Below are 19,864 nucleotides of genomic sequence, written 5' to 3'. Positions count from 1 at the left end.
CCATCCTCACGGGCAAGAACAGCCTGGCGGAGCGGACGTTCGAGCCGAAACGCAAATCAAACCCTACGGTCTCCGGGTTCGCCCGGCCGCTCCGTCGCCTCCCCAACACCTTCAGCGGCAAGCCGCGTGAGGATGACGATTCATGGCCTCTCTACGCCTTCACGCTCGCCCAGGGCCCCGTGATCGCCAGGGTCACGCCCGGGTTCTGCAGATTGACGAACAGCGTGCCGCCGTCGGGCGAGAAGCAGGCGCCGGCGAATTCCGAGTTCCCGGTGAAGACGTTGCGGGCCAGGGTGTAGACCTTGCCTTGGGGCGTGACGCCGCGCAGGTGATTGCGCAGGGTGTCGGAATAGCGGTCCTCGCAGACGATCACGTGGCCCCACGGCGCGACGACCAGGTTGTCGGCATAGTCGAGCACGCGGTCGTTCTGGCTTTCCACGAACAGCTGCAGCTTGCCGGGCTGGTCCTTCTCGCCGGCCTGGCCTTCGACGGCCGAGGGAACGTAGCGGAAGATCTGGCCCGAGCCAGCCGCGCCGCCGGCGGTGCAGGCGAAGTAGAGCTCGCCCTGGCCGAAGAACACGCCTTCGCCCCGGCAGAAGATCGCCGCGCCCTTGGCGTGGCCGCGCCGACGCAGGTCGTCATAGGGATTGTCGACGCCGTCCAGGTCGATCCAGCGCACGGCCTTCGTGGCGCCGATTGGAAAGGTCTTTTCCTCCTGGTTGCGGGTGTCGCCGCCTTCAGGGGCGTCGGCCAGTCCCAGGGCTTGCAGCCGGCCGCCGGCCGCCAGGTTGCGGCGGTCGTTGGGCAGGAAGCGGTAGAAGAGGCCGTCGGCGACGTCCTCGGTCAGATAGACGACGCCCGTGCGCGGATCGATGCAGGCGGCCTCGTGCTTGAAGCGGCCCAACCCCTTCAGGGCGACAGGCTGGACCAGGCCGACATGCGCGGCCGGAACCTCGAAGACCCAGCCGTGATCCTTGCCGACCTCGAGGCCCGCCTCGATCGTTGTCTCCTCGCACGTCAGCCACGAGCCCCAGGGCGTGACGCCGCCGCAGCAGTTGACGAGGGTGCCGGCCAGGGACAGGTGCTGGCGCTCGGTCTGGCCGGTCTTGAGGTTGTACAGCTGGGTGGTCGTGCCGCCGGGCAGGGGGCGCTGGCCGTTCTGGAAGTCCCAGACCTTGGCGCGGTCGATGCGGTCGATCAGGCGCTCGCCGAGGCCAAACGCGCCATTGTGGATGTCGCTGACCGAAAGCTCGTGGTTGCGGACCAGCAGCACGCGCTCGGCGTCGACGGCGAAACAGCCCATGCCGTCGGCCTTGCCGGGGACCAGCAGGCCATCGCTCATCGTCTCGCCAGCCTGGGAGATGACCTGGTAGCGGAAGCCCGGCGGCAGATCGATCATGCCCTTGGGATCGGGGATCAGGGCGCCGTAGCCCTCGACCTCGTTCAGATAGGTCTCGGCTTCGACGGCCTCGTCCTGGGCGCGGGCGGAGAAGGCGGCGAAGGCCAGGCTGGTGGCGGTCGCGCCGATGAAGCCGCGGCGGGAGAAGGTCATGGAACGCCCCTGTTAAAGTGTAACGCGGACGGCTATGCACGCCTTTCATGACAGTTTGAATAGGGGTTTGCGGTATTATGTTACCGTATAACTCAATGCTTTGTTTTTGTTGGGTTTTGCAAGTTTCTGCGCCGCGATTGTTGACAGCGCGCGAACCCTTCCGTAAATGCCGCGCCTCACACGGACGAAACCGGATTTCTCGGGGTCGGACGCCTAGAAATTACGGATCAATCCCATGCAGAAGATCACGGCTTCCTTGAAGCCAGCCGAGGTCGAGAAGAAGTGGATCGTGGTCGACGCCCAGGACGCCGTTGTCGGCCGTCTGGCTTCGTTCATCGCCATGCGTCTTCGCGGCAAGCACCGTCCTGACTACACCCCGCACGTCGACTGCGGCGACTTCGTCGTCGTGATCAACGCCGACAAGGTGAAGTTCACCGGCAAGAAGCTGGACGACAAGGTCTACTACCGTCACACCGGTCACCCGGGCGGCATCAAGGAAACCACCCCGCGCAAGGTGCTGGGCGGTCGTTTCCCCGAGCGCGTCCTGGAGAAGGCCGTCGAGCGCATGCTGCCCAAGGAGAGCCCGCTGGCTCGCAAGCAGCTGACCCACCTGCTCATCTACAACAACGGCGAGCACCCGCACCAAGCGCAAAACCCCGAAGTCGTCGACTTCGCGGGCCGCAACGCCAAGAACATCCGGAGCCTCTAAGCTATGACTGACGCTCAAGGCTTTGACGCGCTGGCCAGCCTGTCCAGCAACCCGGAAGCTGCCGCTCCGGCCGAACCGAAGATCGACGCCCAAGGCCGCGCCTACGCGACCGGCAAGCGCAAGAACGCGATCGCTCGCGTCTGGATCAAGCCGGGCAAGGGCCAGATCACGATCAACGGTCGTGACCAGCAAGTCTACTTCGCCCGTCCGGTGCTGCGCATGATGATCGCCCAGCCGCTGGAAGTGACCGATCGCCTCGGTCAGTTCGACGTCGTCGTGACCGTGGAAGGCTCGGGCCTGTCGGGCCAAGCCGGCGCGATCCGTCACGGCCTGTCGAAGGCCCTGACCTACTACGAACCCGGCCTGCGCCCGGTCCTGAAGCCGCACGGCTTCCTGACCCGCGACAGCCGCGTCGTCGAGCGTAAGAAGTACGGCAAGGCCAAGGCCCGCCGCAGCTTCCAGTTCTCGAAGCGCTAAGCGCGGTTCGTACGCGTTTGGAAGAGGGCGCTTCGGGTCTCCGAAGCGCCCTTTTTCTTGGTCTTTTTCCTTGTTCTGTCTGGATCGGAGTCCGCCCATGGCGAGCGCCCCCAAGGTCTTCCCCAGGGTCTTCATCGACGGCGAAGCCGGCACCACCGGCCTGCAGATCCGCGAGCGCCTGCTGGCCCGCACGGATCTCCAGCTGGTCTCGATCGATCCGGACAAGCGCAAGGACCTGGACGCTCGCGCCGAGATGCTGAACGGCGCCGACGCGGTGATCCTGTGCCTGCCCGACGACGCGGCCAAGGAGGCCGTCTCGCTGGTGACCAATCCGGACACGGTGATCATCGACGCCTCGACGGCCTACCGGACCGCCGAGGACTGGACCTACGGTTTCGCCGAGCTGGATGGCGAGCAGCGGGGCAAGATCGCCAAGTCCAAGCGGATTTCGAACCCGGGCTGCTATCCGACCGGCGCGATCGCCCTGACGCGGCCGCTGGTCAGCGCGGGAATCCTGCCGGCCGAGCTGCCGGTCTCGTACAACGCCGTCTCGGGCTATACCGGCGGCGGCAAGGCGATGATCGCCCAGTTCGAGGACAAAGCCTCTCCGAACTACACGCGCGAGCCGTACTTCATCTACGGCTTGTCGCTGAGCCACAAGCACGTGCCCGAGATGCAGAAGCACGGCGGCCTGCTGACCCGTCCGATCTTCACGCCGGCCGTGGGCCGCTACGCCCAGGGCATGATCGTCGAGCTGCCGCTGCACTTCTCGACCCTGAACGGCGCGACGTCCCTGGCCGACATCCACGCGGTGCTCGAAAAGCACTACAAGGGCGAGGCCTTCGTCGAGGTCGCGTCGCTGGACGAGGCCAAGGCGCTGACGACCCTGGACCCGGAAGGCCTGAACGGCACCAACCGCCTGAAGCTGTTCGTGTTCGGCTCGGACACCAGCGGCCAGGCGCGCCTGGTGGCTCTGCTCGACAACCTGGGCAAGGGCGCCTCGGGCGCGGCGGTTCAGAACCTGAACATCGCCCTGGGCCTGAAGGAAGACGCGGGGCTTTAGCCCGCGTCCGCCTCGTTCGACTTCACCAGCACGAAGCTGCCCGGGGCGTCCTCGAGCGGCTTCAGCTTGCCCTTGGACGGGTCGCGCGCCGGGACCTGATCGCCCGAGCGCGCCTTCAGCCATTCGCCCCAGTAAGGCCACCAGGACCCAGGGAACTCCTTGGCCCCGGCCTGCCAGGTCTCGAGCGACTCGCAGGTCTGCTCGTTGATCCAATGCTGGTACTTGTTGGCGCCCGGCGGGTTGATCACGCCGGCGATGTGGCCGGAGCCAGCCATCATGAAGGTCACCGGTCCGCCGAACAGCTTCGCGCCCCGGAAGACGCTGCGATAGGGCGCGATGTGATCCTCCTTCGAGGACTGGACGAATACCGGGATCTTCACCTTCGACAGGTCCAGCCGCTCGCCGCCGATCGTCAGCTCGCCCTTGGCCAGGGCGTTATCCTTGTAGAAGTTGCGCAGGTAGAACAGGTGCAGCGCCTTGGGCATCCGCGTCTGGTCGGCGTTCCAGAACAGCAGGTCGAAGGGGCGGGGCTCCTTGCCCATCAGGTAGTTGCTGACGAAGAACGACCAGATCAGGTCGTTGCCACGCAGGGCGTTGAAGGTGTCGGCCATGGACTGGCTGGGCAGGAAGCCGCCGGCCAGATCCATCTGCTGCTCGATCGAGCGCAGCCATTGCTCGTTGGTGAACAGCAGGAGGTCGCCGGCCTCGGCGAAGTCCTGCTGGGCGGCGAAGAAGGTGGCCGAGTTGATCCGCTTGTCGCCACGCGCCGCCATGTGGGCCAGGGCGACCGACAGCAGGGTGCCGCCGATGCAGTAGCCGACCGTGTTGACCTTATCGACGCCGCACTGGGTCATGACCTGCTGAGTGGCGTCGTAGACGCCCTCGATCATGTAGTCCTCGAAGGTCTTGTCGGCGAGCTTGCGGTCCGGATTGACCCACGAGGCGACGAAGACCGTGAAGCCCTGGCTGGTTAGCCAGCGGATCATCGAGTTATCGGGGCGAAGATCCAGGATGTAGAACTTGTTGATCCACGGCGGAAAGATCAGCAGCGGGATCTCGCAGACCGCCTCGGTGCTGGGATCGAACTGCAGCAGCTGCAGGATGTCGTTCTGATAAACGACCTTGCCGGAGGCCGTGGCGACGTTCTCGCCCACCTTGAACTTGGCTAGGTCCGTCTGGCTGATCGCCAGCTGACCGCCCCCGCGCTCGAGATCGGCGGCGAAGTTCTCCATGCCCCGGACGATGCTCTCGCCCTGGGTCTGGACGGCTTCGCGCAGGGCGGCGGGGTTCGACATCAGGAAGTTCGACGGCGAGAAGGCGTCGGTCAGCATCTTGGTGAAGAACTCGACCCGCCGCTTGGTCGCCGGATCGACGCCGTCCACCTCGGCCACCAGGCTGTTCAGCCAGTTCGATGACAGCAGGTAGGACTGTTTCATCATGTCGAACATCGGGTTCGACGCCCAGTCGGGATCGTTGAACCGCTTGTCGCCGGCGGCCGGCGTGACCACCGGCGCGACCTCCTCGCCGGCGGCGCGGCGGGCCGCCGACTGCCAGAGATCCATGTAGCGCGAGAACAGGTCGGCCTGCGCACGCATCAGCCGGTCGGGCTGGGCGGCGAGGCGCGTCATCACCTCGTTGAGGGCCGGCGCAACGTGGAAGGGATCGGGCGTCAGGGCGGCGGGGCGATCGGCCTGACGCAGCGCCGCCTCGGCGATCGCGCCCTGCGCCGTGACGGCCGCGCGCGCCAGGTTGGCCGAGAGAGTCTCGACCAGCTTCACCTGCTCGGGCGACAGCAGGGTGTCGAACGGGGGCAGGGGCGGGACGCCCGTCGCCGGATTCGGCGACTCGGTCTTCGGGGGCGGCGGGGGCTCTGGCGAAGCGGCTGTCTTGGGCGGGGCCTTGGCCTGACTCTTGTCGGTCTTGGGCGCGGCTTTCTTCTTGGGCTTGGGGGCGGCCTTCGCCGTGGCCATGAGGTTTCCTCCGCTTGTCCAAAGCCAGTTCGCGAAAAGCGACGTCGAACGCCTTCCGCTCGCCGCGATCATCGCATAAGACCAGAACCAATGAACGGCGAAACCCGCAAAATCCTGCGTTTCGGTCTTATCGTCGGCCTGGCGGCCGGCGCGAGCGCCTGTGCTAGCCCGTTCAAGACCGCGCCGGTGGACCCGAGTTCTCCCGTGGCCGCTGCCGTCGCCACCGCCGCCAAGACCAAGGGCGCGCGCCTCAAGCTCTCCGAGATCCCGGCGATCCCGAGCGACATTCCCAGCGCCGATCAGATTCGCGGCGCCGTCGCCCAGCAGCAGGCCGCCGGCGACGCGCTGACGCGCGCCACCGCGCCGTCGACCTGGGAACTCAAGGAAACCGAGGCCTACGCCGCCAAGGCCCGTCGCGACGTCACGCCCCCGGCCTTCGAAGCGCCGACGGACACCGATCGCGCCAACACCGAAGCCTTCGCCCGCGCAGCCCGCGGCCGAGCTAGCGCGCCTCCGTCACAGCCCCAATAGGGCGACGGAGGCATAATCTTCCTTGAACCGGCTTGGCTTGACCCCGCTCGGGGTCTATCCATGCCCGACTTTTCGCTCCCAAAGCGCCGACGCGGCGCAACGAGCCGTCATGAGCACCGATTTTCACCGTATCCGCCGCCTTCCGCCCTACGTCTTCGAAGAGGTCAACAAGATCAAGGCGCGCCTCCGCGCCGAGGGCACTGACATCATCGACTTCGGCATGGGCAATCCCGACATGCCGACGCCGCAGCATATCGTCGACAAGCTGATCGAGACCGCCAGGGATCCCAAGGCCGGCCGTTACTCGGCCTCGAAGGGCATTCCGGGCCTGCGCAAGGCCATGGCCAACTACTATGGCCGCCGTTTCGGCGTGAAGCTGAACCCCGACACCGAGGTCATCGCGACCCTGGGCTCGAAGGAAGGCTTCGCCAACCTCGCCCAGGCCCTGACCGGTCCTGGCGACGTGATCATCTGCCCGAACCCAGCCTATCCGATCCACGCCTTCGGCTTCATCATGGCCGGCGGCATCATCCGCCACGTTCCGGCCCTGTCGCCGGAGGAGTACCTCTCCAACATCAGCCGCGCGGTGAAGCACTCGGTGCCGCCGCCCAGCGTGCTGATCCTGTCCTATCCGTCGAACCCGACGGCCCAATGGGTGGACCTCGACTTCTACAAGGACGCCATCGCGCTCGCCAAAAAACACGACCTGCTGGTGATCAGCGACGTGGCCTATGGCGAGATCTATTTCGACAACAACCCGCCGCCGTCGGTGCTGCAGGTTGATGGCGCCAAGGACATCGCGGTCGAGGTCAATTCGCTGTCGAAGACCTACGCCATGGCCGGCTGGCGCGTGGGCATGGTGGTCGGCAACGCCCGCATCTGCGCGGCCCTTGCCCGCGTGAAGTCCTATCTGGACTACGGCGCCTACACGCCCGTGCAGGTCGCGGCCGCGACCGCGCTGAACGGTCCGCAGGACTGCGTCGATGAGATCCGCGCCATCTACAAGAGCCGCCGCGACACCCTGATCAAGTCGATGCAGGGCGCGGGCTGGGACATCCCCAATCCGCCGGCCTCGATGTTCGCCTGGGCCAAGATCCCCGAGCCCTATCGAGAGGCGGGTTCGATGCTGTTCTCGCGCCTGCTGATCGAGGAGGCCGGCGTCGCCGTCGCCCCTGGCATCGGCTTTGGCGAGTACGGCGAAGGCTATGTGCGGATCGGTCTGGTCGAGAACGAGCACCGCATCCGTCAGGCCGCGCGCAACGTGAAGAAATTCATCGCCAACGCCGACTCCATCCTGGCCAAGGCCCACAACAAGATGGAACAGGCCTGAGGCAGGCCTTTCCGACGGCGTAACGAGGACTCGAAGATGACGAACAAGACCTGGCGCGTCGGCGTCGCGGGCCTGGGCACCGTGGGCGGCGGCCTCCTGCAATTCCTGGCCGACCGGCCCGGCTTCGCGCCGGCCGGCGACAAGGCCGTCGTGACCGCGGTCTCGGCGCGCTCCAAGTCGCGGCCGCGCACGGTCGACATCTCGAACCTCGCCTGGTTCGACGATCCGGTGGCCCTGGCCGCCTCGCCGGACGTCGACCTGTTCGTCGAACTGATCGGCGGCTCCGATGGTCCGGCCAAGGCCGCTGTCGAGACCGCCTTGAAGGCTGGCAAGCCGGTGGTCACCGCCAACAAGGCGCTGATCGCCGTGCATGGCGCCGAGCTCGCCGCGCTCGCCGAATCCCAGGGTGTGCCGCTGCTGTTCGAGGCGGCCGTCATGGGCGGCACCCCGGCGGTGAAGATGCTGCGCGAAGCCATGGTCGGCGATGACGTCGTCAGCGTGGCCGGCATCCTCAACGGCACCTGCAACTTCATCCTCTCGGAGATGGAGAAGACCGGGCGGTCGTTCGCCGACGTGCTGCGCGAGGCGCAAGGCCTGGGCTATGCCGAGGCCGACCCGACCATGGACGTCGGCGGCTTCGACGCCGGCCACAAGATCAGCATCCTGGCGGCCCTGGCCTTCGGCTGCGCCCCGAACTTCGAGGCGGCCGAGATCGAAGGGATCAGCGACGTCGACCTGCTCGATATCAAGCTGGCCAAGGACCTGGGCTATCGCATCAAGTTGATCGCCGGCGCCGCCAAGGCCGAAGACGGCGTCGCGGTGAAGGTCCATCCGTCGCTGGTCCCGCTGGATCATCCGCTGGCCCAGGCCGGCGGGGCGCTCAACGCGCTGTTCATCGAGGGCACCCGGATCGGTCGGATCTTCATCCAGGGCCCCGGCGCGGGCGCCGGCCCGACCGCCGCAGCCGTGGCCGCCGACATCGCCGATGTGATGACCCGCGCCGTGCGTCCGGTGTTCCAGGCCCCGGCCGGCGAGCTGAAGCCGTTCATCGCCATCGACCCGGCCCGGGCGGTCGGCAAGGCCTATTTGCGGATCATGGTCCAGGACCAGCCCGGCGTGATCGCCGCCATCTCCGAGACCTTGGCCGAATGCGGCGTCTCGATCGACAGCTTCCTGCAAAAGCCCATCGAGGGCGCCGGCGGGGTGCCGATCGTGCTCGTTACCCATGCGACCCCGGAATCGAAGCTGCTGGATGCGATTAGCCGCATCGAAAAGCTGCAGACCGTGCTAGAGCGTCCCCGCCTTCTGCGCGTCGCGCGCATCTAACGACCTGGGAAAAATCCGGGCGGCGAAGGCGACATTGGGAACTAGGCCTCCGGCTGCGGAGGTCGGGAGAAACGGATGAGTTCGAACCCCCTGGACCGCTCGCTGGTCCTGGACGCCGTTCGCGTGACCGAGGCCGCCGCCATCGCCTCCTGGACGATGCTGGGCCGTGGCGACGAGATGGCCGCCGACCAGGCCGCCGTCGACGCCATGCGCAATGCGCTCAACGAGCTGAACATCGACGGCGAGATCGTCATCGGCGAAGGCGAGCGCGACGAGGCGCCGATGCTGTACATCGGCGAGAAGGTCGGGACGGGGGAAGGGCCTCAGATCGACATCGCGCTGGATCCGCTGGAAGGCACGACCCTGGCCGCCAAGGCCCAGCCCAACGCGCTGACAGTGATGGCCTGGGCTCCCAAGGGCACGCTGCTGAACGCGCCCGACACCTATATGGACAAGATCGCGTGCGGTCCTGGCCTGCCGCCGGGCGTGATCGATCTGGATCGCTCGCCGGCCGAGAACGTCAAGGCGCTGGCGGAGGCAAAGGGCGTCGCCCCGACCGAGATCACGGTCTGCGTGCTGGACCGTCCGCGCCACGCCGAAATCATCGCCAAGGTTCGCGCCGCCGGGGCTCGCATCCACCTGATCACCGACGGCGACATCGCCGGCGTCATCAACACCACCGATCCCTCGACCGGCATCGACCTCTATCTCGGCTCCGGCGGCGCGCCGGAGGGCGTTCTGGCCTGCGCGGCGCTAAAGTGCGTCGGCGGCCAATTCCAGGGTCGCTTGCTATTCCGCAGCGCCGATGAGCGGGCGCGCGCCGCGCGCTGGGGCGTGACCGACCTCGACAAGAAGTACGACCTGCACGAGATCGTTCGCGACGAGGCGATCTTCGCCGCCACGGGCGTGACGCGAGGCGGCTTGGTCGACGGCGTCGTCTTCCGCGACGGCTGCGTCCACACCCACACCCTGGTGATGAACTCCTCGACGGGCACCGTCCGCGAGGTGCGTATGAAGCGGAAGGTCTGAGATCTTCCTGTCACGCCCGTCCTGTAGGGGCGGTCGGCCTGCTTTCTCTCGAGGATACGAATGACCGCCTTTGTCGACCTGAGCGCCTGGCTCTTGAAGGAGCCGGCTGACACCGCGCTTAAGGACGTCGTTGCGACCATCGCCGAGACCTGCGCCCAGATCAGCCGCGTCGTGGCGTCGGGCGCCTTGTCCGGCAGCCTCGGCGCGGCTGGCAGCACCAACGTGCAGGACGAGGAGCAGAAGAAGCTCGACGTCATCACCAACGACATGCTGAGCGACGCCCTCAAGGCCTGTGGCCCCGTCGCGGGCCTGGCCTCGGAAGAGCTGGAGGAGGTCGAACCGACCGGCCGCGTCGGCGGCTATCTGGTCACCTTCGATCCGCTGGACGGCTCCAGCAACATCGACGTCAACGTCTCGGTCGGCACGATCTTCTCGGTGTTGCCGGCGCCGGCGGACCACGCGCCGACCGAAGCCGACTTCCTGCAGCCGGGCCGCAATCAGGTGGCCGCCGGCTATGCCGTCTATGGCCCGCAGACCATGCTGGTCTTGACGCTGTCGAGCGGCGTCAACGCCTTCACGCTGAGCGCCGATGGGCGGTGGTTGCTGACGCATCCGGATCTCGCCATCAAGCCCGACACCGCCGAGTTCGCGATCAACATGTCGAACCAGCGCCACTGGGCCGAGCCCGTGCGCCGCTATATCGACGGATGCCTGAAGGGTAAGGAAGGTCCTCGGGCCAAGAACTTCAACATGCGCTGGATCGCCTCGATGGTGGCCGACGTCCATCGCATCATGATGCGCGGCGGGATCTTCATGTACCCGTGGGACGCCCGGGAGCCGGGCAAGCCCGGCAAGCTGCGCCTGATGTACGAAGCCAACCCGATGGGCCTGGTGGTCGAGCGAGCGGGCGGGAAGGCGACCGACGGCGCCGAACGCATCCTCGACATCCAGCCGACCAAGCTGCACCAGCGCGTGCCGGTGGTCCTGGGCTCGGCCAACGAGGTGGAAGAGGTTCGCGCAGAGACGCTGCGCGGCTGATCTTACGTCCGGGACTGTCATAGCGGTGTCGCATGGAGCGAATCCGCATGACCGGATACTCTGCCGCCATGGCCGCCGACGGTGTTTCCAATCTCGTTCCCAGCGCCTTCCTCGGCGTTGAACGCTCCCTCAGCGGCAGAGCCTGGCGCGAGCGCGCCGCCGATCCCTTGGTGGTGCGCGATATCCAGCAGCGCCACGGGCTGATCGAGCCCTTGGCCCGCGCCTTGGCGGCGCGAGGCGTGTCGCTCGACCAGTCGGAGCACTATCTGCGCCCGACCCTGAAGGCGCTGTTCCCCGATCCATCCAGCTTCACCGACATGGATCGGGCCGCCGAGATCCTGATCGACGCTCTGGAGCAGGGCCGGCCGACCATGGTCTTCGCCGACTACGACGTCGATGGGGCCACCAGCGCGGCTCAACTGGTCCGGTGGTTCCGCTATATGGGCGTCGAACTGCCGATCTACATTCCTGATCGCCTCACCGAGGGCTACGGGCCCAGCCCGGCCGCGTTCCGCAAGATCCGCGAGAGCGGCGCCGAACTGGTCGTGACCCTGGACTGCGGCGCCGCCGCCTACGACGCCATCGCCAGCGCCGGGGAGATCGGGCTCGAGGTCGTGGTCATCGACCACCACTTGATGCGCGAAGACCCGCCCGCGGCCGCCGCCGTCGTCAATCCGAACCGTCCAGGATGCCAGAGCGGGCAGGGCGTCTTGGCCGCCGCCGGGGTCACCTTTGTCCTGCTGGCCGCCCTCAATCGCGAGGCGCGCAAGCGAGGTCTGTTCACGGACGAACGGCCGCAGCCGGATCCGCGCCAATGGCTGGACCTGGTCGCTCTGGGCGAGGTCTGCGACGTCACCCAACTGGTTGGCTTCAACCGCGCCTTGACGGCGCTGGGCCTGCGGACCATGGGCGCCTGGGCCAATCCGGGGCTCAAGGCGCTGTTCGAGGTCGGCAAGGGCTCGGGGCCGCCGTCGGTCTTCCACGCCGGTTTCATCCTCGGGCCCAGAATCAACGCCGGCGGTCGCATCGGTCGGTCGGACCTCGGCGCGCGGCTTCTGTCGACCGACGATCCCATCGAGGCCCGGGCTCTGGCCGAGGAACTGGACGGCCTCAACACCGAGCGCAAGGCGGTCGAGGCGGCGGTTGTCGAAGAGGCCGCCGCGATCCTGGAACGCGGCAATCTCAACCCCGACGCGCCAGTCATCGTCGTCGCCGGCGAAGACTGGCACCCGGGCGTGATCGGCATCGTCGCCGGTCGTCTTCGCGAACGCTATCGCAAGCCGGTGGTGGTCATCGGCATCGACCGCGCGGCCAATGTCGGCAAAGGCTCTGGCCGCTCGCAGCCGGGCGTGAATCTGGGCCGCGCGATCCAGGCTGCTTTCGAGGCGGGGCTCCTGATGGCGGGCGGCGGGCACGCCATGGCGGCGGGGCTCTCGATCCGTCCCGAGATAATTCCCGAGTTCCGGGCGTTTCTCGAGGAGCGCTTGGCCGGCGAGATGGAGGCGGCGGGCGCCGAGGCGGTCGAGATCGACGTCCTTCTCCAGCCGCGGGCGGCGAGCCGGGCGTTACACGACGATTTCCTGCGCCTGGCGCCCTTCGGTCCCGGCAATCCCGAGCCGATGTTCGCCATGACTCAGGTGCGGCCCGATCGCGTGACAGCCTTGAAGGGCGGACATGTGCGGCTCGATCTGGTCGGTCCGACGGGGGATCGAATCAAGGCCGTCAGCTGGCGCAGCGCCGAAACGCCCCTGGGGCAGCGGCTGCTCGCCGGCGGCGGCGCGCTGGATGTCGCGGGCCGACTCAAGCCGGACGACTACATGGGTCGCAACGGCGTCCAGTTCGAGATCGAGGACGCTCACGATCCACGGGCGCGCTACGCCTAGCCGCCCGTCTGGCGGTCTCTCGCGTCAATCCCCGTGGGCCGCGCCAGAGGATGTGGACGGAGCGAAAAAATGATTTCCAGCGGGTTGCGCGGCCCAAGAGGCGCGGCTATACACCCGCTTCCTCGCGGGGCCATGGTCCCTTCGTCTATCGGTTAGGACGCCAGATTTTCAATCTGGAGAGAGGGGTTCGACTCCCCTAGGGACTGCCATCTTCGGCTGTGTTTTTCAGAATGTTTCCGGATTGTGTCTGCGGCGAAATGTCGCGGATGACGCTTGCGTAGCCGTTTGACGTGATTTCGTCATTGACGGTTCTCCTTACGCGAGAACACTGTTCTCGTGTGCTCGCTCCGATGGGCTGATCAGGCGAGCCAGAGGGGTGGGATGTCTGGTTACGATTTTGAGGACGCCGCGGCGCACGAAGAGTTCGTGCGCATCAGCGGCAAGGTGAAGTGGTTCGACGCCGGGAAAGGCTACGGGTTCATCATACCCGATGATCCAGGCCAGACCGGGCTGAAGGACGTGCTTCTGCATGTGACGTCGCTGCGCAATTGCGGGCGCGAAACCGCCCTGGAAGGCGCGGTCATCGTGTGCGACGTGGTTCGAAGGCCAAAGGGCTGGCAGGTCAGCGAGGTCGTCAATCTCGACGAAAGCTCGGCGCCTATGCCGATCGAGCGCCAGAGGCGAACCTTCGCCGACGGTCCGCCGCGGCGCGACGGTCCGCGCGCGGACGGCCATGGCCGTGGCGCGCTGGTTCCGGAGGGGCCGGCCGAGCATGCCAAGGTCAAGTGGTTCAACAGAACCAAGGGCTACGGCTTCGTGGTGCGCGACGCCGAGCCGGGCGACATCTTTGTCCATATCGAGACGCTTCGGCGCGGAGGTCTGGAAGACCTTCAACCCGGCGATGACGTCCTGGTGCGGTTCGCCCGTGGCCCCAAGGGGTTGGTGGTCGCCGAGATCACCGCCGGAGACGCCTGACTTTCGCCGTCTCTATCCGGAAGCTAGTCTTGTTGAGATTAGCTTTCGGACGAGGTGACGCGTGGTGAAGCGCATGATCGATAGGCGCGCGATTCTTGCCTTGGCGGGAGGCGCGTGGGCGTTCGGCTTCGGCGAAGCGCTGGCTGCTGCAGCCAAGCTGGAGACGGTCGAGGTCGTCACCAGCCGCGGTCGCGCTCGCTTCCAGGTCGAGATCGCCGCCACCCAGGCCGAGCAGGCGAGGGGGCTGATGTTCCGCAAGTCTCTCGCGCCCGATCGGGGCATGCTCTTCACCTACAAGCGTCCGCAACCCGCGTCGTACTGGATGAAGAACACGCTGATCCCGCTCGACATCATCTATATCCAGCCGGACGGTCGAATTCTTTCGATCGTCCGCAATGCGCGGCCGCATGACGAGACGCCGTTGCCGTCGGGCGGCTTGGTTCTAGGCGTGCTTGAGATCGCCGGCGGACGGGCCGCGCAGCTCGGCATCTTGCCCGGCGACCGGGTTTTGCACAGGATCTTCCCGAAGGTCTGAGGCTTACGTCCGTTGATCCGCGCGCCGAACCCCTGTAGAGCAGCCGCCTGCCGATGTTTCGGAGCGTAGCGCAGCCTGGTAGCGCATCTGTTTTGGGAGCAGAGGGTCGCAGGTTCAAATCCTGCCGCTCCGACCATCGGTAAGGCACTTTGGGAGAGGTCCATGCTGGCCCGCATCTATCGCCCCGCCAAGAACGCCATGCAGTCCGGCAAGGCCAAGACCAAGGACTGGGTGCTGGAGTTCGAACCGGCCTCGGCCCGCAAGCCCGATCCTCTGATGGGCTGGACCCAATCCAGCGACATGAATGGCCAGATCCGCCTGACCTTCGACACCCGCGACGAGGCCGTGGCCTACGCCCAGCGCCACGAGATCGCGTTCCAGCTGTTCGAGCCCAAGACCCCCAAGCGGATCATCAAGGCCTACGCCGACAACTTCGCCGCCAACCGCAAGCAGCCCTGGACCCACTAGGGCTCTCGCGGGCAAGGCCGGCCAGCGCGCGCCCTTAGCTCAGCTGGATAGAGCACTCGCCTTCTAAGCGAGCGGTCGCAGGTTCGAATCCTGCAGGGCGCGCCACTCCGGTTCACGCGTACGAACGTCGAGAGCCGCCGCCTCCACGCCATTGTTCGCTGAAAGCGTTCTCAGCAACTCGACCTTGCAGCCGCTGATCTTCATCGCGGTCTTCGAGGTCACTTCGATCCGCTGCGCCACGGCCTTCAGCAGATCGCGCCGATAGATCCCGTTTTCATCCCGTAGCATGACGCGGGTTGCTTCAGCGAAGCGCCGAAGCAGGTCCGGCGTCAGATTGGGGCCCATGCGGTCCATCGCCGCCGCAGCGCGTTGAGCTTCGCCCTGCAGGCTGTCGCGCGTGTCCCGGAGTTCATTGAGCCGAGCCTTTAGAGATGGGTCGCTGGCGTCGGCGACGCCGTTCTCGATCGCCTGGTAGAGACGCTGGAGTTTGGCGTCGGTCTCGGTGGCCATCTTGCGAAGGTCGGCGATGTGCTTGGCCCGACGCTGCACGAAGGCGTCGCGGCGATCGACGATATTGTCCATCATGCTGGCCAGCCGCTTGGGGTCGAGCAGCCGGGTCTCCAGATGGTTGATCACGGCGGCGTCGGCGCGATCCATCCGCACGGAGAGGCCGCCGCAACCCCTGTTGCCGACCCGGGCGCGCGTGCAACAGGTGTAGTAGCGGTACTGGCCGCCGTTACCCTTGCCGGTACGCAGGGTCATGGCCCCACCGCACTTTCCGCAGAAGATGATCCCGCCCAGGAGGGTAGGGCCGCAGTAAGCCTGTGAGTGCGCGGTCTTGGGGCTGCGCAGGGACAGGCTGCGCTGAACGGCGTCGAACTGCTCCCGGGTTACGATCGGCGGAACGTCGAGGACAACGTGTTCCTCTTCGTCCTTGAACTCTCCGGTCTTCTCCGACCGCTTGTTGAAGATGTGCTCGCCGATATAGGTCGTGGTGGTCAGGGTGTTGTGGACGGAGGATATTCCCCAGCGTCCGCCATCTCGCGTGGTCAGGCCCTTCTCATTGAGATGGGTCGCAATCGCCTTCAATCCCATGGGACCGGTATTGTGCTCGCCGTGCAGCGCCAGGCGATAGATCAGCTGGATCTTGTCGGCTTGAACCGGATCGATCTCCAGCTTCTTCTTGGTCTTCGCGCCGCGTGTCTCCGCGGCGACGATCCGGTAGCCGATCGGTGGGCGCGCGCCGTTCCAGAACCCTTGCCGGGCGTTCTCCTTCATGGCCCGCAAGGTGTGCTTGGCGTTTTCCCGCGACTGGTACTCGTCGAAGAGGTTCATGATCTGACGCATCATCAGACCCATCGGGTCATCGCCCAATTCCTGGGTGATCGAGACGATACGGACGCCATTCTTGGCCAGCCGGCGCGCATAGAACTCGAACTGGAACTGATCGCGGAAGAACCGGGAGAAGGAGTGGACCAGGATGACGTTGAAGGCCGGTGGTTTGGCCACGGCCGCGTCGATCATTGCCTGGAAGGCTGGCCGCTTGTCGTCGGTGGCGGTGTTGCCAGGCTCGACATACTCGTTGGCGACCGGCCAGGCCTTGGCTTCGCAATAGGCAGTCAGCTGTCGTCGCTGATCGGGAATAGAGAGGTCGCTTTCCGCCTGGCGGCCGGTTGAAACCCGCAGATAGAGCGCCGCGCGCGTGACGACGGGGGCGGTCTTGGATCCAATCTTGCGTGCCATACCGATACTCCTGGGATCAGGGCAACGGTCCGAGCAATTCGGCCAGCACCTTCTCCAAGTGGGTCTCGGTGATCTCGATCTCGCGCAGGCCGATGGGGACCCGCGCGGGCCAATCATCCGTGACGATCAGGGGGACGGCTGGGGGAGGGGGGCTGGGTAGTCGCGTCCGAAGAATATTTTCGTAGTCGTAGAGATCGAGATTCTCGTCGATCGGAGGTCGGGGTTTCCTGGCCATCCCCAGAGCCTGGAGCCTGCCGGCCGGACGCGCAAAGCGGATCGGAGGGCGGTCGTGCTCTAGCGTGAAGAGACAGGCGAACGGCGAAGAGCGCGTCGCCATCCTTGGCTCTGGCCCGCCTTTCGGGTGGGCCTTCGCGCCTTCGGCATTGGTCGACGCCTGGGTGGCGGGCCAAAAGCACACGCCAGTGCTCCAGCCGGCGGCGGCCCATGTGTGATCCTTAATCCAGTGGCATGAGCGGCGCGCGCGGGGCGTTTTGCTGCGGCGATTTATATTCCATTTTGGGTATGACTTGGTGTATTTTTGGACTGTGGAATTAAGCCGCAACTAAACTGCATTTTTTGAAAGGTATATTGCAGATGACTGATATGCGCGACCTCATGAAGATCGTCGATGATTGTTTTCCGGAGGACCTGCCGGAGATTACCGGCGTCACCATCAAAGACGGCGATGGCTGGCTGACCTTGAACGAAGGCAAATGGATTTCGGGTCGCTTTCCTGACAACATCCGGATCGACCAGCCGACGCATTTGGCGGGGCAGGGGCAGATCCACGGCCATGTCCATGACCGGAAAGGTCGGGAGATTGTCGCTGTGAATCTGGACGGCACGTCCAGCCATGGGCGCAAGGGGCGTCTCCATCCCGACGATGCCGCCGCGCTTGAGAAGCGCGGTTTCCAGATCCCGAAGGATCGCATCATCGAGTTCTGGGTGATCGGACAAGGGCAGGTTCTGTTCGGTTGATCCCCACGACGTGATGGGCGCCATAAGCATGCGTAATCGGGCAGGCCCCTGAAGGGTCGAGCTCCCAGTAAGGTCTCGGTTTCAGCCGAGACGAAGGGAGACGACGATGTTCTACGCTGCATTGGATGTGTCGCTGCGGTCAGTGGCGATCTGCATTATCGACCAGGACGGCAAGGTGCGGCTCGAGCGATCGGCGCCTTCTGAGGTTCCTGACCTGGTCCGCTGCTTGCGCGAGTTCGGCGAGCCGATCCATCAGGTCGGGCTGGGGGCCGGCACGCTGACGCAGCACCTGACCTATGGGCTGACTGAAGCCGGTTTCGACGTCGTGTGCATGGAAGCGCGTCAGGTGAGCGCTGCGTTGTCGGCCATGCGCAACAAGACCGATAAGCACGACGCCCGCGGCATCGCCCAGATCCTGCGGTCGGGCTGGTACAGCCGGGTCCACGTGAAGAGCGTCGAGAGCCACCACCTGCGCGCCCTGATCTCCTGCCGGAAGGTGATGCAGCGCAAGTGCATCGACCTGGAGAACGAGATCCGTGGGCTGCTGAAGATCTTCGGCGTGAAGCTGCCGTTGCGGCTGTCGCGCGGCGGCTTCGACATCGCCGTGCGCGACACCATCGAGAACGATCCGGCGCTGAGCCACGCGATGCTCCCGATGCTGCAGGCCAGGCGCGTGCTGTTCGACACCTTCACCGAGCTCGACCGCCGCGTCCGCAAGGCCGCCCATGCCGATCCGGTCTGCCAGCGCTTCATGGGCGTGCCGGGCGTGGGCGAGATCACCGCGCTCAGCTTCAAGGCCGCCGTCGATGATCCCGCTCGATTCAAAAGCTCGCGCACCGTCGGCGCGCACTTTGGCCTGACGCCCAGACGCTTCCAGTCCGGCGAGAAAGACAATCCCGGCCGCATCTCCCACGCCGGTGACGCCGACGTGCGCGCCACGCTCTATGCGGCGGCCAACGCCATGCTGATGCGCTCCATCACCTGGTCCAGTCTGAAGGCCTGGGGCGTGCGGCTGATGAAGACCAAGGGCCGGCGGCGCGCCATCGTTGCCGTGGCCCGCAAGATCGCTGTCGTCCTGCACCGCATGTGGGTCGATGGCTCCGACTTCCGCCTGGGATTGGAGGCTGCGGCATGACCTGACCCTCACTGCCCACCCTCAGATCCTGGCCGGATCGTCCCATGCGGACGACGGGATGGATGAAGCCGAAAATGTCTGCTGCACCTTCAGTGCGTCCATAAGCGCGGCTCTCCAGACCCTGATCCCATGCATGCGTGCAGCGGCTCCGCTCGCAAGGAGCCATCAGACTGCGAAGAGAAGCGTGACCCGCGTGAACGACCCCGGCCGCTAGATCAACGAGCTTGACCCCGATGCCCGATTAGAGAAGCGAGGCGTTGGGCCGCGGCGTCTTGCTCTGGTGCGCGGGGATCGCCGGGGCGGCGCGCATGAGCGTCGCCCCCTGGAAATCCGTGTACGCCCTGCTCGGTCAGGCCGCGTTAGGCTCCCGCGCTCGGGTCGTGCGCCTCTTGGCGGGACGTCGTCGCGGCTGTCCCTTGACCTTGACCAGACAAGGACCCATGCGGTGCGTGGCCTGTTGGAGATGCCGATCGCCCAGATCTTTCCGCTGGAACAGATCGGCGCGGCCCAGAACGCCGTCGCGGCCGGCGCCCAGGGTAAGGTCGTCCTTCGACATTGATCGGCCTGGTTGTCGGCGCTGAGCCGGATCTTCGATTGCCTCGTTTAGAAGGGGGGCGGTGATCGTTGCGCGCCGGCTTTAGCAGCGCGCCGGTCTCGACCCACTCTTGATCGAGGCACGGCGAGGTTGGTCCGATCCTGAACCCGGCGCCGGTACGGCCATGCTTCGCCACCTTGCGGAGAGGTTTTCTTCAGCGCAACTATAACCCTTCAGGGGCGCGTTACGGTCGACGGGTTTGGGGCGACCGCCTTTTCACCAGTGAGCCGACAGGATTGCAAAGCGCGATCCGGTCGATGGCGTGTGACGACGGATGACGCCGGGGCGTGCCATGGCGGCGCCTCGCCAAACCGGCCAGAAGGGGGCGGACTGTTGGACCTAAAGAGCCTGGTGCAGAAGATCGTCGATAACCGCTGGAATCTGACCGGTCTGGCGTCGGGCTTTATCCTGGGGGTGGCCGGCGTTCTCTTCCGACCCCAATCGCCGGTCCATGCCGATCTGGTCGCCGTCTCGGTCTGACCTTGCCCCCAACCTTGGACCAGGTCGGGCCGGGATTTCTCGCCGGT

General features: G+C 66.0%; 19 protein-coding genes and 3 tRNA genes. 18 read left to right on the top strand and 4 right to left on the bottom strand.

All coding sequences use genetic code 11. The features are described 5' to 3' along the window. Positions 1-151: 151 nt before the first annotated feature. Entirely contained in the window at positions 152-1,552 is a 1,401-nt protein-coding gene (locus tag Q0379_RS06545; RefSeq protein WP_299005950.1) for an alkaline phosphatase PhoX, read from the bottom strand. A gap of 235 nt (positions 1,553-1,787) precedes the next feature. On the opposite strand from Q0379_RS06545, the gene rplM reads away from it, so the two are divergent. The 3 genes from rplM (at position 1,788) to argC (ending at position 3,801) form a co-directional block, all read left to right on the top strand. Continuing rightward, positions 1,788-2,261: a 50S ribosomal protein L13 gene (gene rplM, locus Q0379_RS06540; RefSeq protein WP_299005948.1), complete on the top strand. Its 474-nt coding sequence runs from the start codon at positions 1,788-1,790 to the stop codon at positions 2,259-2,261. Positions 2,262-2,264: 3 nt separating this feature from the next. Continuing rightward, the gene (rpsI, locus tag Q0379_RS06535) at positions 2,265-2,738 is read left to right on the top strand and encodes a 30S ribosomal protein S9 (protein ID WP_299005945.1); all 474 of its coding nucleotides are present in this window, start codon (positions 2,265-2,267) and stop codon (positions 2,736-2,738) included. A 97-nt stretch (positions 2,739-2,835) separates the two neighbouring features. Next, positions 2,836-3,801, top strand: a complete 966-nt coding sequence (gene argC / locus Q0379_RS06530; RefSeq protein WP_299005942.1) for an N-acetyl-gamma-glutamyl-phosphate reductase — start codon at positions 2,836-2,838, stop codon at positions 3,799-3,801. On the opposite strand, the gene Q0379_RS06525 is transcribed toward argC, so the two are convergent. After that, positions 3,798-5,771, bottom strand: coding sequence for a class I poly(R)-hydroxyalkanoic acid synthase (locus Q0379_RS06525; RefSeq protein WP_299005939.1), 1,974 nt, complete (start codon positions 5,769-5,771; stop codon positions 3,798-3,800). The two genes, argC and Q0379_RS06525, sit on opposite strands and share 4 nt — an antisense overlap. A 90-nt stretch (positions 5,772-5,861) precedes the next feature. On the opposite strand from Q0379_RS06525, the gene Q0379_RS06520 reads away from it, so the two are divergent. The 12 genes from Q0379_RS06520 (at position 5,862) to Q0379_RS06465 (ending at position 14,991) form a co-directional block, all read left to right on the top strand. Continuing rightward, on the top strand, positions 5,862-6,302 hold the full coding sequence (locus tag Q0379_RS06520) for a hypothetical protein (RefSeq protein ID WP_299005933.1): 441 nt from the start codon (positions 5,862-5,864) through the stop codon (positions 6,300-6,302). A 109-nt stretch (positions 6,303-6,411) separates the two neighbouring features. Beyond that, positions 6,412-7,632 carry an LL-diaminopimelate aminotransferase gene (locus Q0379_RS06515; RefSeq protein ID WP_099539099.1) on the top strand — a complete coding sequence of 407 codons (1,221 nt, stop codon included), beginning with the start codon at positions 6,412-6,414 and terminating at the stop codon, positions 7,630-7,632. A gap of 36 nt (positions 7,633-7,668) precedes the next feature. Continuing rightward, on the top strand, positions 7,669-8,958 hold the full coding sequence (locus Q0379_RS06510) for a homoserine dehydrogenase (RefSeq protein ID WP_299005929.1): 1,290 nt from the start codon (positions 7,669-7,671) through the stop codon (positions 8,956-8,958). A gap of 75 nt (positions 8,959-9,033) precedes the next feature. Beyond that, a complete protein-coding gene (gene glpX, locus Q0379_RS06505) occupies positions 9,034-9,987 on the top strand; it encodes a class II fructose-bisphosphatase (RefSeq protein WP_299005927.1) in 954 nt (317 codons plus the stop codon). Positions 9,988-10,047: 60 nt separating this feature from the next. Next, positions 10,048-11,025, top strand: coding sequence for a class 1 fructose-bisphosphatase (locus tag Q0379_RS06500; RefSeq protein ID WP_299005925.1), 978 nt, complete (start codon positions 10,048-10,050; stop codon positions 11,023-11,025). Positions 11,026-11,093: 68 nt separating this feature from the next. After that, positions 11,094-12,908, top strand: coding sequence for a single-stranded-DNA-specific exonuclease RecJ (recJ, locus tag Q0379_RS06495; RefSeq protein ID WP_299005956.1), 1,815 nt, complete (start codon positions 11,094-11,096; stop codon positions 12,906-12,908). 134 nt (positions 12,909-13,042) lie between these two features. After that, positions 13,043-13,117: transfer RNA gene (locus tag Q0379_RS06490), tRNA-Glu, on the top strand. A gap of 172 nt (positions 13,118-13,289) precedes the next feature. Further along, entirely contained in the window at positions 13,290-13,883 is a 594-nt protein-coding gene (gene cspD, locus Q0379_RS06485) for a stationary phase survival cold shock domain protein CspD (RefSeq protein WP_299005922.1), read from the top strand. A 73-nt stretch (positions 13,884-13,956) separates the two neighbouring features. Beyond that, on the top strand, positions 13,957-14,418 hold the full coding sequence (locus Q0379_RS06480) for a DUF192 domain-containing protein (RefSeq protein ID WP_299005919.1): 462 nt from the start codon (positions 13,957-13,959) through the stop codon (positions 14,416-14,418). Between the two features lie 59 nt (positions 14,419-14,477). Beyond that, positions 14,478-14,554, top strand: a tRNA-Pro gene (locus tag Q0379_RS06475). 26 nt (positions 14,555-14,580) lie between these two features. Beyond that, the gene (locus Q0379_RS06470) at positions 14,581-14,886 is read left to right on the top strand and encodes an ETC complex I subunit (protein ID WP_013078830.1); all 306 of its coding nucleotides are present in this window, start codon (positions 14,581-14,583) and stop codon (positions 14,884-14,886) included. Positions 14,887-14,914: 28 nt separating this feature from the next. Continuing rightward, positions 14,915-14,991: transfer RNA gene (locus tag Q0379_RS06465), tRNA-Arg, on the top strand. Here Q0379_RS06465 and Q0379_RS06460 read toward each other — a convergent pair. Both Q0379_RS06460 and Q0379_RS06455 read right to left on the bottom strand, forming a co-directional pair. Then, a complete protein-coding gene (locus Q0379_RS06460; protein ID WP_299005953.1) occupies positions 14,950-16,629 on the bottom strand; it encodes a recombinase family protein in 1,680 nt (559 codons plus the stop codon). The genes Q0379_RS06465 and Q0379_RS06460 overlap by 42 nt on opposite strands. Positions 16,630-16,645: 16 nt before the next feature. Next, complete coding sequence (locus Q0379_RS06455) at positions 16,646-16,966, bottom strand: hypothetical protein (RefSeq protein ID WP_299005910.1); 321 nt, start codon at positions 16,964-16,966, stop codon at positions 16,646-16,648. 257 nt (positions 16,967-17,223) lie between these two features. On the opposite strand from Q0379_RS06455, the gene Q0379_RS06450 reads away from it, so the two are divergent. The 3 genes from Q0379_RS06450 (at position 17,224) to Q0379_RS06440 (ending at position 19,817) form a co-directional block, all read left to right on the top strand. Next, positions 17,224-17,607, top strand: a complete 384-nt coding sequence (locus Q0379_RS06450) for a hypothetical protein (RefSeq protein ID WP_299005908.1) — start codon at positions 17,224-17,226, stop codon at positions 17,605-17,607. Between the two features lie 106 nt (positions 17,608-17,713). Next, positions 17,714-18,742 (top strand): IS110 family transposase, encoded by a 1,029-nt coding sequence (locus Q0379_RS06445; protein ID WP_299005905.1) that lies wholly within the window; start codon positions 17,714-17,716, stop codon positions 18,740-18,742. Between the two features lie 928 nt (positions 18,743-19,670). Next, positions 19,671-19,817, top strand: coding sequence for a hypothetical protein (locus Q0379_RS06440; protein WP_299005902.1), 147 nt, complete (start codon positions 19,671-19,673; stop codon positions 19,815-19,817). Positions 19,818-19,864 lie beyond the last annotated feature (47 nt).

The organism is uncultured Caulobacter sp., assembly GCF_937900395.1.
GTDB lineage: Bacteria > Pseudomonadota > Alphaproteobacteria > Caulobacterales > Caulobacteraceae > Caulobacter.
Note: the sequence above shows the minus strand (reverse complement) of the source record. Positions and strands in the feature narration are given on the sequence as shown.

What these genes read in the sequence shown, in the direction of transcription:
- Q0379_RS06545 (WP_299005950.1), bottom strand. Translation starts at nt 1,552, where the DNA reads ATGACCTTCTCCCGCCGCGGCTTCATCGGCGCGACCGCCACCAGCCTG.
- rplM (WP_299005948.1), top strand. Translation starts at nt 1,788, where the DNA reads ATGCAGAAGATCACGGCTTCCTTGAAGCCAGCCGAGGTCGAGAAGAAG.
- rpsI (WP_299005945.1), top strand. Translation starts at nt 2,265, where the DNA reads ATGACTGACGCTCAAGGCTTTGACGCGCTGGCCAGCCTGTCCAGCAAC.
- argC (WP_299005942.1), top strand. Translation starts at nt 2,836, where the DNA reads ATGGCGAGCGCCCCCAAGGTCTTCCCCAGGGTCTTCATCGACGGCGAA.
- Q0379_RS06525 (WP_299005939.1), bottom strand. Translation starts at nt 5,771, where the DNA reads ATGGCCACGGCGAAGGCCGCCCCCAAGCCCAAGAAGAAAGCCGCGCCC.
- Q0379_RS06520 (WP_299005933.1), top strand. Translation starts at nt 5,862, where the DNA reads ATGAACGGCGAAACCCGCAAAATCCTGCGTTTCGGTCTTATCGTCGGC.
- Q0379_RS06515 (WP_099539099.1), top strand. Translation starts at nt 6,412, where the DNA reads ATGAGCACCGATTTTCACCGTATCCGCCGCCTTCCGCCCTACGTCTTC.
- Q0379_RS06510 (WP_299005929.1), top strand. Translation starts at nt 7,669, where the DNA reads ATGACGAACAAGACCTGGCGCGTCGGCGTCGCGGGCCTGGGCACCGTG.
- glpX (WP_299005927.1), top strand. Translation starts at nt 9,034, where the DNA reads ATGAGTTCGAACCCCCTGGACCGCTCGCTGGTCCTGGACGCCGTTCGC.
- Q0379_RS06500 (WP_299005925.1), top strand. Translation starts at nt 10,048, where the DNA reads ATGACCGCCTTTGTCGACCTGAGCGCCTGGCTCTTGAAGGAGCCGGCT.
- recJ (WP_299005956.1), top strand. Translation starts at nt 11,094, where the DNA reads ATGGCCGCCGACGGTGTTTCCAATCTCGTTCCCAGCGCCTTCCTCGGC.
- cspD (WP_299005922.1), top strand. Translation starts at nt 13,290, where the DNA reads ATGTCTGGTTACGATTTTGAGGACGCCGCGGCGCACGAAGAGTTCGTG.
- Q0379_RS06480 (WP_299005919.1), top strand. Translation starts at nt 13,957, where the DNA reads ATGATCGATAGGCGCGCGATTCTTGCCTTGGCGGGAGGCGCGTGGGCG.
- Q0379_RS06470 (WP_013078830.1), top strand. Translation starts at nt 14,581, where the DNA reads ATGCTGGCCCGCATCTATCGCCCCGCCAAGAACGCCATGCAGTCCGGC.
- Q0379_RS06460 (WP_299005953.1), bottom strand. Translation starts at nt 16,629, where the DNA reads ATGGCACGCAAGATTGGATCCAAGACCGCCCCCGTCGTCACGCGCGCG.
- Q0379_RS06455 (WP_299005910.1), bottom strand. Translation starts at nt 16,966, where the DNA reads ATGGCGACGCGCTCTTCGCCGTTCGCCTGTCTCTTCACGCTAGAGCAC.
- Q0379_RS06450 (WP_299005908.1), top strand. Translation starts at nt 17,224, where the DNA reads ATGACTGATATGCGCGACCTCATGAAGATCGTCGATGATTGTTTTCCG.
- Q0379_RS06445 (WP_299005905.1), top strand. Translation starts at nt 17,714, where the DNA reads ATGTTCTACGCTGCATTGGATGTGTCGCTGCGGTCAGTGGCGATCTGC.